The following is a 16,943-nucleotide window of genomic DNA, read 5'->3' as shown; positions in this document are numbered from 1 at the left end:
GCCCGCTCGCGGTGCGGGCCCCTCCTCGGCCCGGGGCCCGCTCTCAGCCTCGGTTCGGCCTCAGCGCAGTCCCGTCGAGCGGGTCAGGGCCGCCTGGAGGAGCCGGTCGATGAGTTCGGGGTAGCTCACGCCGCTCTCCTGCCACATCCGCGGGTACATCGAGATGGGCGTGAAACCGGGCAGCGTGTTGATCTCGTTGATCACGAACTCGCCGTCGTCCTGCAGGAAGAAGTCCGCGCGGACCAGGCCCTCGCAGGACGCCGCCTCGAAGGCCGCGACCGCCAGCTCCCGGACCTTTTCGGTCTGCTCCTCGGTCAGCGGCGCCGGCACGATGCCGGCGGCGGAGTCGATGTATTTGGCCTCGAAGTCGTAGAAGTCGTGGGCGGTGACCGGCGGGATCTCGGCCGGCACGCTGGCCCGCGGGCCGTCCTCGAACTCCAGCACCCCGCACTCGATCTCGCGGCCGCGCAGCAGCGACTCCACGATGATCTTCGGGTCGTGGCGCCGGGCCTCCTCGACGGCCTCGTCCAGCCCGGACAGGTCGTCGACCTTGCTGATGCCCATGGACGAGCCGGCCCGGGCGGGCTTCACGAACAACGGCCAGCCGTGCTCGGCGGCGAAGTCCACGATCTTCCTGCGCGCGGCCGAGCCCTTTTCTCCGTTCGGAGCGGACGTCTCCCACTCGCGCGGGCGGATGACCTCGTACGGGCCGACCGGCAGCCCGAAGGAGGCGAACACCCGCTTCATGTAGTCCTTGTCCTGGCCGACGGCCGAGGCGAGCACGCCCGAGCCGACGTAGGGCACCCCGGACAGCTCCAGCAGGCCCTGCAGCGTGCCGTCCTCGCCGTACGGGCCGTGCAGCACGGGGAAGACGACGTCGACCTCGCCGAGCGCCTTGGGGACCGCTCCGGGCTCGGTGTAGACCACCTCGCGGCTGGTGGGGTCGGCGGAGAGCACCACGGCGCCCTCGTCGCCCTCGGTCAGCTCGGCCACGCTGGGCAGCTTCCGGTCGGTGATCGCCATCCGCCCGGGGTCGTCGGCGGTCAGCGCCCAGCGGCCGTCGGTCGTGATGCCGATGGGCAGCACGTCGTACTTGTCGCGGTCGATGGCGGCCAGCACGGCTCCGGCGGTGACCACCGAGATGGCGTGCTCGGAGCTGCGACCGCCGAACACGACGGCGACGCGGGGCTTGTGGGTGGAGGTCTCGCTGCTCATATCGGCTTGAGGGTACCTGCTGGTAGGAGTTGCGTCGGCGCGGCGGCGGCCGGTCGGGGCGTGGCGGCGCGGTGCCGTGCGCCCCGTCGCGGTCAGTGCCGTTCCGGCTTGGCGGTGCGGGACATCAGCTCCTTGAGGGCCACCAGCGGTGGTTTGCCCTCGTGGACGATCTCCACCACGGTCTCGGTGAGCGGCATGTCGACGCCGTGCCGGCGGGCCAGATCGAGCACGGACTCGCAGGACTTGACGCCCTCGGCGGTCTGCTTGGTGACGGCGATGGTCTCCGCCAGCGACATGCCCCGGCCGAGGTTGGTGCCGAAGGTGTTGTTGCGGGAGAGCGGCGAGGAGCAGGTGGCGACGAGGTCGCCCATGCCGGCCAGGCCCGCGAAGGTGTGCGCGTCGGCGCCCATGGCCAGGCCGAGCCGGGTGGTCTCGGCCAGTCCGCGGGTGATCAGGGACGCCTTGGCGTTGTCGCCCAGTCCCATGCCGGTGGCGATGCCGACTGCGAGCGCGATGACGTTCTTGACCGCGCCGCCCAGTTCGCAGCCCACCACGTCGGTGTTGGTGTACGGGCGGAAGTACGCGGTGTGGCAGGCGGTCTGGAGGCGCCGGGCGACGGACTCGTCGGCGCAGGCCACCACGGCGGCGGCGGGCTGCCGGGCGGCGACCTCCTTGGCGAGGTTGGGGCCGGTGAGCACCGCGACGCGGTCCGCGGGGACCTTGGCGACCTCCTCGATGACCTCGCTCATGCGCTTGGCGGTGCCGAGTTCGACGCCCTTCATCAGGGAGACCAGGACCGTGTCGGAGGGCAGCAGGGGCGCCCACTCGGCGAGGTTGGCGCGCAGCGTCTGGGACGGCACGGCGAGGACGGTGAAGTCGGCGCCGCGGGCGGCCTCGGCCGGGTCGGTGGTGGCCCGTACGCCCTCGGGCAGTTGGACGCCCGGGAGGTAGTCGGGGTTGGTGCGGCCGGTGTTGATGGCGTCGACGAGGGCCGCTCTGCGCCCCCACAGGGTCACCTCGCATCCCGCGTCGGCGAGCACCATCGCGAATGCGGTGCCCCAGGACCCCGTGCCGAAGACGGCGCAGCGCGTCACTTGCCTTCATCCTCCTGTGCCTGCCGGTTGCTTCGGGCCTGCTGCGCGGGAGCCGCCGGAGCGGTGGACCCGGCCGGTTCCCGTGCGGTGTCGTCGGTGCCGGCCGCCTCCGCGGCCCGGGCGGCCTCGCGGGCGGCCCGCCGCTCCCGGGCGATCTCCTTGCGGTAGTCGAACGGTTCGGCCGGCGCGGTCTCGCCGCGCAGCACGGCCAGTTCCGCCGTGATGGCGGCCATGATCTTCTCGGTGACGGCGCGCAGCACCTCGGCGGTGGGCTCCTTGCCGTGGAACTCGCTGAGGTCGACCGGTGGACCGGCCTTGACCCGCAGGGTCTTGCGCGGGAGGAGCCGGAGCTTCTGCTCCTTGGCGTAGGGCGGCATCGCGTCGTTGGCGCCCCACTGGGCGACGGGGATGACGGGCGCCTTGGTCAGCAGCGCGACCCGGGCGGCGCCGGTCTTGCCCTGCATCGGCCACATCGCGGGGTCGCGGGTGAGGGTGCCCTCGGGGTAGAAGGCGACGCATTCGCCCTTCTCGATGGCGTGCACGGCGGCCCGGAACGCGGTGGCGGCGTCGGTGGTTTCCCGGTAGACCGGGATCTGCCCCGTTCCGCGCATCACCATGCCGACAAAGCCGCTCTTGAAGAGTCCGGCCTTGGCGAGGAATCGGGGGACCCGCCCGGTGTTGTACTGATAGTGCGCATAGGAGAGCGGATCAAGATACGAGTTGTGGTTGACCGCGGTAATAAAACCGCCGTCGACCGGAATGTGCTCCATTCCCCGCCAGTCCCGCTTGAACAGAACCAAGAGCGGCGGTTTGCAGATGACCGCGGCCAAGCGGTACCAGAAGCCGATTCTGCGGCGGGACACTGGGACACCCTCCTTGTGGGACCTGCGAAGCTGCTGCGAGCCGGCAGCCGCACAAGTGTCGCCCCGAGTACCCGCTATGTCGAGAACACCGTAACCCCGCCACTCCGGAAAGCTTCCGGCGGCAGGTGAGAATGAACCCGATGCGAAGAGACGGAGCGGTTGTGGCCTGGAGCCTCGTAGTCCCGCTGAAACCGCTGGTGCGGGCCAAGAGCAGGCTGTCCGGGGCGGCCGGCGAGGAGTTCCGGCCGAAGCTGGCGCTGGCATTCGCACTGGACACCGTGACGGCCGCGCTGGCCTGCACGGACGTGCGCGATGTGGCGGTTGTCACGGACGATCCGGTGGCCGGGGAGCACTTGGCGGCGCTGGGGGCGCGCATCGTGCCGGACGCTCCGGCCAACGGGCTGAATGCCGCACTGGCCCACGGCGCCGCCGTGGTAAGGGCCCGGCGGCCGGGTGCGCCGGTGGCCGCGCTGAACGCCGATCTGCCGGCGCTCCGCCCGGCCGAGCTGGCCGTGGTGCTCCATTCTGCGGCGCTATTTCCACGGGCATTTCTCGCGGATGCGGCGGATATCGGGACAACACTTCTGTCCGCGACTTCCGGCACGGAATTGGACCCGGCTTTCGGGGGCCCCTCCCGGGCCCGCCACCTGGCGTCCGGGGCGCGGGAGATCACCGTGCCGGACGTGCCGTCGGTGCGCCGGGACGTGGACACCGGGGAGGATCTCCGGGCCGCGCTGGCGCTGGGGGTGGGCCCGCACACCGCGCGGCAGGCCCCCCGCGTGCCGGGCTGGGCGGCGCGGGCGGAGGCCGTGCCGGTGTCCGGCCACGCCGGGGGGTACGGGGTCGTGGGCCTGCCGGGTGCCCGGAGCGGCGCGGAGCCCCAGGTCAGAGCGTCTGGAGCGTGACGAGGACGATCCGCCGGGCGTCACCCTCGCCGGTGACCTCGATACGGACCCGCTGACCGGGCCGCAGCAGGAGCAGGCCGCCGGCGTCGAAGGCCGCCGCGTCGAAGGGCAGCGGGGTCCCGTCGTCCAGCAGCACGCTGCCGGAACGGGTCGTCTCGTCGTAGGTGTACGCGGTGGCCTGCATGGGGCCAGCGTAGACGGGGCGCCCGGTGGGCCACGCACCGCGGGCCGGGCTCCCCGGAAGGGAGACCGGCCCGGCGCTTGGCGTTGCGTCGCCGTGGAACTACCGCTTGCGGGCGGTGGTCTTCTTGGCGGTCGTCTTGCGCGCCGTGGCCTTCTTGGCGGGAGCCTTCTTCGCCGTGGCCTTCTTCGCGGGCGCGGTCTTCTTCGCCGTCGTCTTCTTCGCGGTGGCCTTCTTCGCCGCGGTGGCCTTCTTGGCGGCGGTCGCCTTCTTCGCGGGCGCCGCCTTCTTCGCCGTGGTCTTCTTCGCGGTCGTCTTCTTCGCCGTGGTCTTCTTCGCCGCCGCCTTCTTCGCCGGCGCCGCCTTCTTGGCGGCGGCCTTCTTGGCGACGGCCTTCTTCGCCGCGGCCTTCTTCACGGTGGGCTTGGCGCCGCCGGTCAGGCTGCCCTTGGGCGCCTTCTTGACGGCGACTTCACCGCCCTTGGGGAGCTTCTTCGAGCCGCTCACCAGGTCCTTGAAGCCCTGACCGGCGCGGAAACGGGGCACCGAGGTCTTCTTGACCCGCACCCGCTCACCCGTCTGCGGGTTGCGCGCGTAACGGGCCGGGCGGTCCACCTTCTCGAACGAGCCGAATCCGGTGACCGAAACCCGGTCGCCGGCGACAACTGCACGGACGACTGCGTCCAGTACGGCGTCCACCGCGTCCGCGGCGTTCTGGCGGCCGCCGAGCTTGTCGGCAATGGCTTCTACGAGCTGCGCCTTGTTCACGTCTTCCCCTTCGGAGACATTGCTGGAACGAAAGTTTCCAAGCTTTTTCGCACGTTAGGCAGATATATACCGCAAATCAAACACGAAACGGGCTAATCACCCTTGTGCCGCAACGGACTCGACCTTCACGGACTTCCGTCGGCATGCACATCTTCGGGATAACGACCTTCGTCAAGGTCGTGCATGAACCACTCCAGACGCCTTGCCGCGTCCGCAAGATCGTGTTTAGCCGCGGCCGTGATGACGAGCAGCTTCCGGGTCAGCGCCATCCGTACGCCCTCCGGGACTTGCAGTGTCCGCACTCTTGCGTGTGCGTCCTTGAGTCGGTCGGCGACGAAACCGTAGAGCTCGAGTTGGTCGTCGCGTTCCATGCGCTAATTGTGCCATCTGCGGCGAGTTGTCGCTTCACGGGGCCTCAACACCGGCCTCCACACGCCGATGCGCCCCCTGCCAACTGCACAGGGGGCGCATCGTACGCAATAAGCCTTTGAGCCATAAAACCCGAGGTCAGACCTCGATGGTACGCGGTTTGAACGACGGCCTGTTCACCTCGTACGCGGCGATGGCGGACTCCTCCCGAAGGGTGAGGCTGATGTCGTCCAGACCCTCCAGCAGCCGCCAACGGGCGTTCTCGTCCAGCTCGAAGGCGGCGGTGACGCCCTCGGCGCGGACCTCGCGTGCGACCAGGTCGACCGTCACCTCGGCGGTCGGGTCGGACTCCACCAGTTTCTGCAGCCGGTCCACGGTCTCCTGCGGCAGGACCACCGTCAGCAGGCCGTTCTTGAGGGAGTTGCCGCGGAAGATGTCCGCGAACCGCGAGGAGACGACGGCCTTGAAGCCGTAGTTCTGCAGCGCCCACACGGCGTGCTCGCGCGAGGAACCGGTGCCGAAGTCGGGGCCGGCGACCAGCACCGTGGCGCCCTTGTGGGCCTCCTGGTTGAGGACGAACTCCGGGTCCTTGCGCCATGCCTCGAAGAGCCCGTCCTCGAAGCCGTCGCGGGTGACCTTCTTCAGCCAGTGGGCGGGGATGATCTGGTCGGTGTCGACGTTGCTGCGGCGCAGCGGAACGGCCCGGCCGGTGTGGGTGGTGAAAGCTTCCATGGTTCAGACTCCCGCGGGCGTGGCGACGTCGGACTGGCCGACCAGGTCGGCCGGTGAGGCCAGATGGCCGAGAACCGCCGTTGCGGCGGCGACCTGGGGCGAGACCAGGTGGGTGCGGCCGCCCTTGCCCTGCCGGCCCTCGAAGTTGCGGTTGGAGGTGGACGCGGAGCGCTCGCCGGGCGCCAGCTGGTCGGGGTTCATGCCCAGGCACATCGAGCAGCCCGCGTGCCGCCATTCGGCGCCGGCGCCGGTGAAGACCTTGTCCAGCCCCTCCTCGACGGCCTGCAGCGCGACCCGGACCGAACCGGGGACGACGAGCATCCGCACGCCGTCGGCCACCTTGCGGCCCTGGAGGATCGAGGCCGCCGAGCGCAGGTCCTCGATGCGGCCGTTGGTGCACGAACCTACGAAGACGGTGTCCACGGAGATCTCACGCAGCGGCTGACCCGCCGTCAACCCCATGTATTCCAGGGCCTTTTCGGCGGCCTGCCGCTCCGAGGGGTCCTCGTACGAAGCCGGGTCGGGGACGCGCGCCGAAAGCGGCGCGCCCTGGCCGGGGTTGGTGCCCCAGGTGACGAACGGCGCCAGCTCGGCGGCGTCGATGACGACCTCGGCGTCGAAGACCGCGTCGTCGTCGGTGCGCAGCGTCTTCCAGTACGCGACGGCGGCGTCCCAGTCGGCGCCCTGCGGCGCGTGGTCACGGCCCTGCAGGTAGTCGAAGGTGGTGCGGTCGGGGGCGATCATGCCGGCCCGGGCGCCCGCCTCGATCGACATGTTGCAGATGGTCATCCGGGCTTCCATCGACAGCTTCTCGATGGCCGCGCCGCGGTACTCGATGACGTAGCCCTGGCCGCCGCCGGTGCCGATCCTGGCGATGATCGCCAGGATCAGGTCCTTGGCGGTGACGCCGTCGGGCAGCTCGCCGTCCACGGTGATCGCCATGGTCCGAAACGGCGCCATCGGCAGCGTCTGGGTCGCCAGGACGTGCTCGACCTGGCTGGTGCCGATGCCGAACGCCAGCGCGCCGAACGCGCCGTGGGTGGAGGTGTGGCTGTCACCGCAGACCACGGTGGTGCCGGGCTGGGTCAGTCCCAACTGCGGTCCCACGACGTGGACGACGCCCTGCTCGACGTCGCCCAGCGGGTGCAGCCGGACACCGAACTCCGCGCAGTTCTTGCGCAGGGTCTCCAGCTGGGTCCGCGAGACCGGGTCGGCGATGGGCTTGTCGATGTCGAGGGTCGGGGTGTTGTGGTCCTCGGTGGCGATGGTCAGGTCCGTCCGCCGCACCCGGCGGCCGGCCTTGCGGAGACCGTCGAACGCCTGCGGGCTGGTGACCTCGTGCAGCAGGTGCAGATCGATGAAGAGAAGGTCGGGCTCGCCTTCCGCGCGCCGGACGACATGGTCGTCCCAGACCTTCTCCGCAAGTGTCCGTCCCATCGCTTTCCCTCCGGCCGGCCGCAGTGCCGGCCTTGCTCGTCTGTGCGCGATGCCCGCCCGTGTCCCCTGGCGGGCCTGACGCCGGGCCCTGGTCGAGGGCCGCATCTACAGAGTGACGACTTCCCTGGAAAATTGAACTTGCGTTTCACACTGTGAGACGCGAGTATCGTTGCATGGACAACTCTAGCGGCGTCGGCGTTCTCGACAAGGCAGCTCTGGTTCTGAGCGCTCTGGAGTCCGGTCCGGCCACCCTCGCCGGGCTGGTCGCGGCGACCGGGCTCGCACGACCCACGGCCCACCGGCTGGCCGTGGCACTGGAACACCACCGGATGGTGGCGAGGGACATGCAGGGCCGGTTCATCCTGGGCCCGCGGCTCTCCGAGCTGGCCGCGGCCGCCGGCGAGGACCGCCTCCTGGCGACGGCCGGGCCGGTGCTCACACATCTGCGCGACGTGACGGGCGAGAGCGCCCAGCTCTATCGCCGGCAGGGCGACATGCGGATCTGCGTGGCGGCGGCGGAACGGCTGTCCGGACTGCGGGACACCGTCCCGGTGGGCTCCACGCTGACGATGAAGGCCGGCTCGTCCGCCCAGATCCTGATGGCCTGGGAGGAGCCTGAGCGGCTGCACCGCGGCCTCCAGGGCGCCCGCTTCACCGCCACCGCGCTCTCCGGCGTACGGCGCCGCGGCTGGGCCCAGTCGATCGGCGAGCGGGAGCCCGGCGTGGCCTCCGTCTCCGCGCCCGTCCGCGGCCCCTCCAACCGCGTGGTGGCCGCCGTATCGGTCTCCGGCCCGATCGAGCGCCTGACCCGCCACCCGGGCCGGATGCACGCCCAGGCGGTCATCGACGCCGCCGCCCGCCTCTCCGAGGGCCTGCGCCGCAACGGCGGCTAGGGCGCTTCTGTCGCACCGGACAGATCTGGGCCCCGACGGCCGGTCCCCGCTCCCCCGCGGCGGCCGGCCGTCGCGCTTCCCGGCGTCCTCGTCCGCCGCACGCCCAACTCCCCGTCCCGCGCGGGCCACCGTCCTGGCTGCCGACCCAACTCCCCTGTCGCATCAAGGGCATTGGATGCCGTGCGGAGTTACGGTGCGGACCGGGGTGGCGGGTTCCGGGAACAGCGGAAAGGCCCCCCGCATCACGCGGAGGGCCTTTCCTGGACGTACCCCCGACCGGATTCGAACCGGCGCTACCGCCTTGAGAGGGCGGCGTGCTAGGCCGCTACACAACGGGGGCCTTGCAGATGAGCTCTGCGAGCTGGCCTACCTGGACTCGAACCAAGACTAACTGAACCAGAATCAGTCGTGCTGCCAATTACACCATAGGCCATGGTGGTGTAGACCAGTACCCCCGACCGGATTCGAACCGGCGCTACCGCCTTGAGAGGGCGGCGTGCTAGGCCGCTACACAACGGGGGCCCTAGCGATCCTGCGTGAGTGGCAGTGGGTGCGACCCGACTGCCTCCCCGGGAAGGATCTGTACCCCCGACCGGATTCGAACCGGCGCTACCGCCTTGAGAGGGCGGCGTGCTAGGCCGCTACACAACGGGGGCCTTGCAGATGAGCTCTGCGAGCTGGCCTACCTGGACTCGAACCAAGACTAACTGAACCAGAATCAGTCGTGCTGCCAATTACACCATAGGCCATCAAAGTGCAACCCCCGGTGGGGGGCCTTGCCTTGATCTGCGCTTCCCGGTCCGGGCCTCTCGGCTCTCTCGGGCGGCGCAGGAAGAACATTACCTGATCGTGGAGGGTGCTCCAAAACCGATAACGCGGCGCACCAGCTCGGGAAGCGCGGCCAGCCCGCCGATGCGGTGTACCCCCGCCGGGGGCCGCTCGCCGGTGCCCGTGCGGTCCAGCCACACGGCCGCCAGCCCGGCGTCCCGGGCGCCCAGGCCGTCGACGTCGAGCTGGTCGCCGACGTAGAGCACGTCGGCCGGCGGCAGGCCGAGGGTCGCGCAGGCTTCCCGGAACGCCTCGGGGGCGGGCTTGGCGTGGCCCAGACCGTCGGCGCAGAGCACCGCCTCGAAGCGCTCCCGGATGCCGAGGGCGGAGAGCTTGCGCTCCTGGTTGGCGGTGGAGGAGTTCGAGAGCACCGCCTGGCGCACCAGGGGGGCCAGCGCCTCCAGGGCGGGGAGTGAGTCGGGGAAGAGCTCCCAGGACGCCTCGTAGTGGGCGAGGTAGCGGCCGAACCAGGCGTCGGCCTCGGCGTCGCTCAGCGGGGTGTCCAGGAACGTGCGGGCGCGGGCCCTGCGGTGTTCCAGGAACCCCAGCTCGCCGGCGAGGAAGCGGGCGAACTCGGTCTCCATCGCGGCCCGCCAGCGGGCCAGCGCGGCCGCCTCGCCGCCGTACGCGGACAGCAGGCCCTCGGTCCGCAGGTGCCGCAGCACACCCGTGCGGTCGGACCCGGTGTAGTCGAAGAGGGTGTCGTCGATGTCCCAGAGGACGGCGCGGAGGGCCATACCGGAAATCTAGCGGGCGGTGGGCCGGGCCGCGCGGGGGAATACAGGCACCCGCCCGGGAAAAGGGGCGGGCCCGGAAGCGCGGGGCTTCCGGGCCCGGGGTCCCGTGGGGTTGCGGTCGGGTCAGGCGGTGAGCCGGGCCAGGGCCGCGTCGATACGGGCGAGGGTGCGGTCCTTGCCGAGGATCTCCAGGGACTCGAAGAGGGGGAGGCCGACGGTGCGGCCGGTGACGGCGACCCGGACCGGGGCCTGGGCCCTGCCGAGCTTGAGGCCGTGCTCCTCGCCGGCGGCGAGGACGGCCTGCTTGAGGGGCTCGGGGCCGGAGGTCCAGTCCGCGGCGTGGAGGTTGGCGCGGGCGGTGGTGAGCAGGGCCACCGGGTCGCCCTTCATGGCCTTCGTCCAGGACGCCTCGTCGTCGACCGGCTGCTCGCGGAAGAGGAAGTCGACGTTGGCGGTGATCTCGGAGAGGACCGTGAGGCGGGTCTGGGCGTGCGGGGCGATGGCCTCCCACGCGGCCTGGTCGAAGTCCTCGGCCGCCCAGTTGGCGAACGGGGCCTTCAGCCAGGGCTCGCAGGCCGCGGCGAAGTCCTTGGGGTCCAGGCGGCGGATGTGCTCGGCGTTGATCGCCTCGGCCTTCTTGAGGTCGAAGCGGGCCGGGTTGGCGTTGACGTCCGCGATGTCGAACTTCTCGATCATCTCGGGGATCGTGAAGATGTCCTGGTCGGCGGAGAACGACCAGCCCAGCAGCGAGAGGTAGTTCAGCAGGCCCTCGGGGAGGAAGCCGCGCTCGCGGTAGAGGTTGAGGTTGGCCTGCGGGTCGCGCTTGGAGAGCTTCTTGTTGCCCTCGCCCATGACGTAGGGCAGGTGGCCGAACTCGGGGACGGCCGAGGCGACGCCCAGCTCGATCAGGGCCCGGTAGAGAGCGATCTGGCGGGGGGTGGAGGAGAGCAGGTCCTCGCCGCGCAGGACGTGGGTGATGCCCATCAGGGCGTCGTCGACCGGGTTGACCAGGGTGTAGAGCGGTGCGCCGTTGGCCCGGACGATGCCGTAGTCGGGGACGTTCTCCGGGGTGAAGGTGAGTTCGCCGCGGACCAGGTCGGTGAAGGTGATCGGCTCGTCGGGCATCCGGAAGCGGACGATCGAGGAGCGGCCCTCGGCCTCGTAGGCGGCCTTCTGCTCGGCGGTCAGCTCGCGGCAGGCGCCGTCGTAGCCGGAGGGCCGGCCGGCCTTGCGGGCGGCCTCGCGGCGGGTGTCGAGCTCCTCGGTGGTGCAGTAGCAGGGGTAGGCGTGGCCGGCGGCGAGCAGCTTCTCGGCGACGTCCTTGTAGAGGTCCATCCGCTGGGACTGGCGGTAGGGGGCGTGCGGGCCGCCGACCTCGGGGCCCTCGTCCCAGTCGAAGCCGAGCCAGTGGAACGCGTCCAGCAGCTGCTGGTAGGACTCCTCGGAGTCGCGGGCCGCGTCGGTGTCCTCGATGCGGAAGACCAGCTGGCCGCCGGTGTGCCGGGCGTAGGCCCAGTTGAACAGGGCGGTACGGACCAGGCCGACGTGCGGGTTGCCGGTCGGGGAGGGACAGAAACGTACGCGGACGGGGGTTCCGGGGGTCGCGTTAGCCACGCTTGATCACCTTGTTGGTGAGAGTGCCGATGCCTTCGATGGTGACGGAGACCGTGTCGCCGTCGTGGAGCGGGCCGACCCCGGCCGGGGTGCCCGTGAGGACGACGTCGCCGGGGAGCAGCGTCATCGCCTCGGTGATGTGGACGATCAGGTCCTCGATCGGGCGGACCATCTCGCTGGTACGGCCGAGCTGGCGCTGTTCGCCGTTGACGGTGCACTGGATGGTGAGGTCGCTCGGGTCCAGGTCCGTCTCGATCCAGGGGCCCAGGGGGCAGGAGCCGTCGAAGCCCTTGGCGCGGGCCCACTGCTTCTCGCGGCGCTGGACGTCGCGCGCGGTGACGTCGTTGGCGCAGGTGTAGCCGAGGATGACGTCCTTGACCCGCTCGCGGGGCACCTCGCGGCACATCCGGCCGATGACCACGGCCAGTTCCGCCTCGTGGTGCACTTCCTCGGAGAAGGCGGGGTAGGCGAGGGGGTCGCCGTGGCCGATCACCGAGGTGGAGGGCTTGAAGAAGGTGACCGGCGTCTCGGGGACCTCGTTGCCCAGTTCGGCGGCGTGCTCGGCGTAGTTGCGGCCGATGCCGACGACCTTGTTGGGGAGCACGGGCGGCAGCAGCCGCACCTTGTCGAGGGGGACCTTGCGGCCCGAGCGCTCGAACTCCGCGAACGGATGCCCCTTGATGACGTCGAGTTCGTCTCCTTCGAGGACGCCGAAGCCGACGGTGCCGTCGATGGAGAATCTGGCGATGCGCACGGGTTGCCGCTGCCCCTCATGATCATTGGCCGGAGTTGACACTCCAGGCTATCGCGGGGGCATCGGGGCATCGCCGCCCATTTAGGCGGTGACGTTCTGCTCCGGGGGGTCCATGAGGACGGTGCGGCGGGGATTGGCCGTCCGGCGGGGCAGTTCGACGGTGTGCTCCGGGGCCTGCGGGGCGCCGAGCTCGCCGGCGTCCTCGAGGTGGGCCAGGGTGGTGCGCCGCGGGTTGGCTATGTTGCGGAACATCATCGTCGTCTTCACTGCGGTATGCCTCGCGTCTGCTCGGAAAAGAGTTGCCGGACGTTGCGTTTTCGGCGGTTGTCGTTTTACGCAACTGTGTAAAGCGTCAGGCTAAGCGCGCTATTCCCAGCGGATCGGCGGGAAAGTCGGCGATCTTCCTGTGAGTTTCCTCACGAGGGGTGTGACATATGCCGCATTTCCCATGATCAACATCCATGGTCGAAACGGACATTGGTGGATTGAACCGCATGTTCCGCTCCTGATCACCGCACCTGGGACAGGGCGCGAGGGCGGACGACTCGCGGGTAAAAGTCCGAAATCAGGGGGCCGGTCTTCTACCGGTCGTAACGCTTTCCGCACATTGCGTCATCCACGTCACGGCGGCCGGCTCCGCTCTTGTTGGAGATCCGGCACTGTGCTGGAATTCCACGGACCGCCGCACGATTCCGCCGGCGCGCAGGTGCGAAGGAGCGCCGCGCGGTGGTGCCGCTCTCTCGGCCAGAGGGGGCAGCCCGCCGGTCACTCACGACCGCCATGGGGGACTTCGCGGTCCCCTTCGACTCGACACCGTCCCGCCGTTGACGCGGTGGGACGCCTGGTCCAGAGGTTGCGACGCTAGTGCAGGGACGTTTCAAGAGGGATGGCAACGCTGCGGCGGACCCGGAGCTGCGCGGCGGCACAGACCGCGAGCGGACTCCGGGCGAGGACGCCGCGGACGGAGGCAAGCCCAAGAACAGCCCCAGCGGGCCCGGCAGTCGAATGGCGCTGCGCAACTGGCGCATCAGCACCCGCCTGGTCTCCCTGCTCGCGCTGCCCGTCGTCGCCGCGACGACCCTGGGCGCGCTGCGCGTCAACACCGAGCTGGAGAACATCGACCAGCTCGACAAAATGCAGCTGCTCACCGAGATGACCCGGCAGGCCACCGAGCTGGCCGACGCCCTCCAGGTCGAGCGGGACAAGTCGGCCGGCCCGCTGGCCGGCAGCGGCAACGTCAAGGACGACCAGGGCGTGGTCGCCCCGCGCGAGGCCACCGACCGCGCCAAGGTCTCCTTCAACCAGGCCACCGGCGACATCAAGCCGGACGACGCCACCATGGCCGGCGTGCGCGCCACCGTGCTGGAGATCGGCCGCCAGCTCAACACCCTCAACGAGATCCGCGCCAACGCCTACAAGGACGACGAGAACGTCACGCGGACCGTCACCGCCTACAACCAGCTGATCACCTCCCTGTTGGGCCTCTCGCAGGACATGGCGCAGGCCACCAGCAACCCCGAGATGATCCGCAGCACCCGTGCGCTGGCCGCGTTCTCGTCGGCCAAGGAGTACGCGTCGATGCAGCGCGCCCTGGTCAGCGCCGGCCTGGCGCACCCGGGCGGCCCGGAGCTCTCGGCCAACGACCGGCAGGCCGGCCGCACCGCCGAGGACGACGAGAAGGCGGCCCGGGACCGCTTCTCGCAGATCTACAACGGCAACGCCGGCACGCTCACCCGCGGCCTGGACGGCAACAACGACGAGATCAAGGCCGCCTACGCGTTCGCGCACCGCGCCTTCGCCAGCCCGACCGGCATCCGCAGCCAGGAGTACAAGTACCTCGACTGGTACGACTCCGACACCGTCAAGATCGACGAGATGTCGCGGATCGAGACCTCGCTGCTCTCCGAGATGGAGCAGAAGTCCCGCGAGCTGCGCAACGCCGCGACCCAGGACGCGATCCTCAACGGTGCGGTGATCCTGCTGGTCCTCGGCGTCTCGCTGGTCGGCGCGTTCGTCGTGGCCCGCTCCATGGTCCGCTCGCTGCGCCGGCTCCAGGACACCGCGCAGAGGGTCTCCCAGGACCGGCTGCCCGAGCTGGTCAAGCAGCTGTCCGAGTCCGACCCGCAGGACGTGGACACCTCCGTCGAGTCGGTCGGTGTGCACAGCCGGGACGAGATCGGCCGGGTGGCCGCGGCGTTCGACGAGGTGCACCGCGAGGCCGTCCGCCTCGCCTCCGAGCAGGCGCTGCTGCGGGGCAACGTCAACGCGATGTTCACCAACCTCTCGCGCCGCTCCCAGGGCCTGATCCAGCGTCAGCTCTCGCTGATCTCCGAACTGGAGTCCCGTGAGGCCGACCCGGACCAGCTCTCCTCGCTCTTCAAGCTCGACCACCTCGCCACCCGTATGCGCCGCAACGGCGAGAACCTCCTCGTTCTCGCCGGTGAGGAGCCCGGCCGCCGCTGGACCCGTCCGGTCCCGCTGGTCGACGTGCTCCGCGCCGCCGCGTCCGAGGTGGAGCAGTACGAGCGGATCGAGCTGAACGCCGTTCCGCAGACCGAGGTCGCCGGCCGGGTCGTCAACGACCTCGTGCACCTGCTGGCCGAGCTGCTGGAGAACGCCACCTCGTTCTCCTCGCCGCAGACCAAGGTCAAGGTCACCGGTCACGCGCTGCCCGACGGCCGGGTGCTGGTCGAGATCCACGACACCGGCATCGGCCTCTCCCCCGAGGACCTCTCGGCGATCAACGAGCGGCTGGCCAGCCCGCCGACCGTGGACGTCTCGGTGTCCCGGCGGATGGGTCTGTTCGTGGTCGGCCGGCTGTCCCTGCGGCACGGCATCCGCATCCAGCTGCGGCCGTCCGACTCCGGCGGCACCACCGCGCTCGTCATGCTGCCGGTCGACGTCGCCCAGGGCGGCAAGAAGCCGGCGCCGAGCACCGCCAAGAGCGGCGGCAAGCCCGAGGGCGGCGCGCCCACCAGCCGGCTGGCCGGGCTCCAGCCGCGCGGCCAGGTCGGTTCCGGCCCCGGCGGGCGGGCCGCGCTGCCCGGCCGTGGCGGCGCCCCCGGCGGTGCCCCGAACGCCTTCGGCGCGCCGGCCCCCGGCGGCCGTACCGCGCCGGACCGCGGCGCCGACGGGCGGCCCGCGCTGCCGGTGCGCGGTGCGGATGCGGACCGCGGTGCCGAGGACGGCCGCACCCCGACCGTGGCGCCGCCCGCCGGCCTGCCCGGTCGCGAGGAGCGGCCGCAGCTTCCGACGCGTGCCGCCGGACCGGCCGAGCTGCCGGGCGGCGGGGCCGGACGTGGCTCCGCGGACGCGGGGCAGCCGGGCGAGGCGCCGCTGGGCGTGCGCCGGGACCGCGGCACCGACGACGACTGGCCGCTGGCGCCCAGGGAGGCGCAGGACCTGCCGCGTGGCCACGAGGAGCCGGAGACCCCCGGTCCCTTCGGCCGGCCCGCGCCGGCCGCCGGCCCCGGCGACACCGCGGCGTTCCCCCGGCCCGACTTCGGCGGCCCGCGGCCCGGCGCGGACGACGCCCCGGGCGCCGGCCGCGAGCCGGCCCGGGCGGCCGGCGGCCCCGGCGACAGCGGGCGCTTCCCGCGGCCGGACGGCGACACGGGGCAGTTCCCGCGGCCGGACGGCGACACCGGGCAGTTCCCGCGCCCCGAAGCCGACAACAGGCAGTACGACACCGGGCAGTTCGACACGGGCCGGTTCCCGCAGCCCGACGCCGGGCGGTTCGACGCCGCGCCGTCGGAGAGCACCGGGCAGTTCGAGACCCCCGGCCGCTTCGAGACCGGCCAGTTCGAGACCACCGGGCAGTTCCCGCGTCCCGAGGGCGAACGGCCGGAGCCGGGCCGGCAGGTCCGGCAGCCGGACGCCGGACGGGCCCCGGCGGGCCAGGACCCGCTCGGCGATCCGCTGGGCACCACGGACGCCGGCCCCGTCGACGACCGCACGCCGATCTTCGACACCATCGAGTCCAACTGGTTCAACACCCCGGCCTCGGCGGCCGCCGGTGTGCCGCCGCTGCCGCGCCGCGGCGCCGGCCAGGAGGGCCAGGACCGCACCACCCAGGACCGCACGGCCGAGAACCGCACCGCCCAGGACCGCACCGCCCAGGACCGCGCGGCGGAGAACCGCGCGGCCCAGGAGCGCGCGGCCCGGCCCGGTGCCGGCCGGGGCGAGACGCCCGCCGGCGGCATACCGGCCGCCGGGGCCCGCACCGGCGCCCCGGCCGACGCCTCCGCGCAGTGGCGCACCTCGCCGAACGACGAGGCGTGGCGGCAGGCGGAGCAGGTCCGCCAGCCGGCCTCGGGCGGGGTCACCACGTCCGGGCTGCCCCGTCGGGTGCCGCGCGCCAACCTCGTCGCCGGCACGGCGCAGCAGCAGGCCCCGCAGAACGGTCCGCAGGTCTCCCGCGCGCCCAGCGACGTGCGCGGCCGGCTGACCAATCTCCGCCGGGGCATCCAGCAGGGCCGGCAGGCCGGGACGTCGTCCACCGGCACCCACGGCATTGTCGATCCCACTCACCAGCAGGAGCGTTAGTTGAGTCC

The 16,943-nt window shown here is 71.5% G+C and carries 15 protein-coding genes and 5 tRNA genes; 3 read left to right on the top strand and 17 right to left on the bottom strand.

Features of this window, described 5'->3' with window-relative positions; all coding sequences use genetic code 11:
* Nucleotides 1-60 precede the first annotated feature (60 nt).
* From K2224_RS13730 to K2224_RS13720, 3 genes are all read right to left on the bottom strand, one after another.
* On the bottom strand, nt 61-1,215 hold the full coding sequence (locus K2224_RS13730; protein WP_221906836.1) for a D-alanine--D-alanine ligase family protein: 1,155 nt from the start codon (nt 1,213-1,215) through the stop codon (nt 61-63).
* Between the two features lie 92 nt (nt 1,216-1,307).
* Nucleotides 1,308-2,309 (bottom strand): NAD(P)H-dependent glycerol-3-phosphate dehydrogenase, encoded by a 1,002-nt coding sequence (locus K2224_RS13725; protein ID WP_221906835.1) that lies wholly within the window; start codon nt 2,307-2,309, stop codon nt 1,308-1,310.
* Nucleotides 2,306-3,172 (bottom strand): 1-acyl-sn-glycerol-3-phosphate acyltransferase, encoded by an 867-nt coding sequence (locus K2224_RS13720; protein WP_221906834.1) that lies wholly within the window; start codon nt 3,170-3,172, stop codon nt 2,306-2,308. The genes K2224_RS13725 and K2224_RS13720 overlap by 4 nt, the downstream gene beginning before the upstream one ends.
* A 140-nt stretch (nt 3,173-3,312) precedes the next feature.
* Here K2224_RS13720 and cofC point away from each other — a divergent pair, with 140 nt between their 5' ends.
* Nucleotides 3,313-4,077: a 2-phospho-L-lactate guanylyltransferase gene (gene cofC / locus K2224_RS13715; protein ID WP_260692583.1), complete on the top strand. Its 765-nt coding sequence runs from the start codon at nt 3,313-3,315 to the stop codon at nt 4,075-4,077.
* Here cofC and K2224_RS13710 read toward each other — a convergent pair.
* From K2224_RS13710 to leuC, 5 genes are all read right to left on the bottom strand, one after another.
* Nucleotides 4,058-4,261 carry a hypothetical protein gene (locus K2224_RS13710; protein WP_221906833.1) on the bottom strand — a complete coding sequence of 68 codons (204 nt, stop codon included), beginning with the start codon at nt 4,259-4,261 and terminating at the stop codon, nt 4,058-4,060. The two genes, cofC and K2224_RS13710, sit on opposite strands and share 20 nt — an antisense overlap.
* A gap of 99 nt (nt 4,262-4,360) precedes the next feature.
* The gene (locus K2224_RS13705) at nt 4,361-5,026 is read right to left on the bottom strand and encodes an HU family DNA-binding protein (RefSeq protein ID WP_221906832.1); all 666 of its coding nucleotides are present in this window, start codon (nt 5,024-5,026) and stop codon (nt 4,361-4,363) included.
* A gap of 125 nt (nt 5,027-5,151) precedes the next feature.
* Nucleotides 5,152-5,397, bottom strand: coding sequence for a hypothetical protein (locus K2224_RS13700; RefSeq protein ID WP_221906831.1), 246 nt, complete (start codon nt 5,395-5,397; stop codon nt 5,152-5,154).
* A 136-nt stretch (nt 5,398-5,533) separates the two neighbouring features.
* Nucleotides 5,534-6,127 carry a 3-isopropylmalate dehydratase small subunit gene (leuD, locus tag K2224_RS13695; RefSeq protein ID WP_221906830.1) on the bottom strand — a complete coding sequence of 198 codons (594 nt, stop codon included), beginning with the start codon at nt 6,125-6,127 and terminating at the stop codon, nt 5,534-5,536.
* Nucleotides 6,128-6,130: 3 nt separating this feature from the next.
* Nucleotides 6,131-7,564, bottom strand: coding sequence for a 3-isopropylmalate dehydratase large subunit (gene leuC / locus K2224_RS13690; RefSeq protein WP_221906829.1), 1,434 nt, complete (start codon nt 7,562-7,564; stop codon nt 6,131-6,133).
* 173 nt (nt 7,565-7,737) lie between these two features.
* Here leuC and ndgR point away from each other — a divergent pair, with 173 nt between their 5' ends.
* Nucleotides 7,738-8,457: an IclR family transcriptional regulator NdgR gene (gene ndgR, locus K2224_RS13685; RefSeq protein WP_018541140.1), complete on the top strand. Its 720-nt coding sequence runs from the start codon at nt 7,738-7,740 to the stop codon at nt 8,455-8,457.
* Between the two features lie 267 nt (nt 8,458-8,724).
* Here the strand turns inward: ndgR and K2224_RS13680 are convergent.
* From K2224_RS13680 to K2224_RS13640, 9 genes are all read right to left on the bottom strand, one after another.
* Nucleotides 8,725-8,797: transfer RNA gene (locus tag K2224_RS13680), tRNA-Glu, on the bottom strand.
* A gap of 21 nt (nt 8,798-8,818) precedes the next feature.
* A tRNA-Gln gene (locus tag K2224_RS13675) sits at nt 8,819-8,890 on the bottom strand.
* Nucleotides 8,891-8,906: 16 nt separating this feature from the next.
* Nucleotides 8,907-8,979 (bottom strand) — tRNA-Glu (locus K2224_RS13670).
* 61 nt (nt 8,980-9,040) lie between these two features.
* Nucleotides 9,041-9,113 (bottom strand) — tRNA-Glu (locus K2224_RS13665).
* A 21-nt stretch (nt 9,114-9,134) separates the two neighbouring features.
* Nucleotides 9,135-9,206: transfer RNA gene (locus tag K2224_RS13660), tRNA-Gln, on the bottom strand.
* Between the two features lie 90 nt (nt 9,207-9,296).
* Nucleotides 9,297-10,022, bottom strand: a complete 726-nt coding sequence (locus K2224_RS13655) for an HAD family hydrolase (RefSeq protein ID WP_221906828.1) — start codon at nt 10,020-10,022, stop codon at nt 9,297-9,299.
* Between the two features lie 123 nt (nt 10,023-10,145).
* On the bottom strand, nt 10,146-11,636 hold the full coding sequence (gene gltX, locus K2224_RS13650) for a glutamate--tRNA ligase (RefSeq protein ID WP_221906827.1): 1,491 nt from the start codon (nt 11,634-11,636) through the stop codon (nt 10,146-10,148).
* Entirely contained in the window at nt 11,629-12,390 is a 762-nt protein-coding gene (locus K2224_RS13645; RefSeq protein WP_221906826.1) for a fumarylacetoacetate hydrolase family protein, read from the bottom strand. The genes gltX and K2224_RS13645 overlap by 8 nt, the downstream gene beginning before the upstream one ends.
* Nucleotides 12,391-12,471: 81 nt before the next feature.
* Complete coding sequence (locus K2224_RS13640) at nt 12,472-12,657, bottom strand: hypothetical protein (RefSeq protein WP_221906825.1); 186 nt, start codon at nt 12,655-12,657, stop codon at nt 12,472-12,474.
* Between the two features lie 597 nt (nt 12,658-13,254).
* On the opposite strand from K2224_RS13640, the gene K2224_RS13635 reads away from it, so the two are divergent.
* On the top strand, nt 13,255-16,935 hold the full coding sequence (locus K2224_RS13635; RefSeq protein ID WP_221906824.1) for a nitrate- and nitrite sensing domain-containing protein: 3,681 nt from the start codon (nt 13,255-13,257) through the stop codon (nt 16,933-16,935).
* Nucleotides 16,936-16,943: the final 8 nt, after the last annotated feature.

This window comes from Streptomyces sp. BHT-5-2 (assembly GCF_019774615.1).
Lineage (GTDB): Bacteria > Actinomycetota > Actinomycetes > Streptomycetales > Streptomycetaceae > Streptomyces.
Note: the sequence above shows the minus strand (reverse complement) of the source record. Positions and strands in the feature narration are given on the sequence as shown.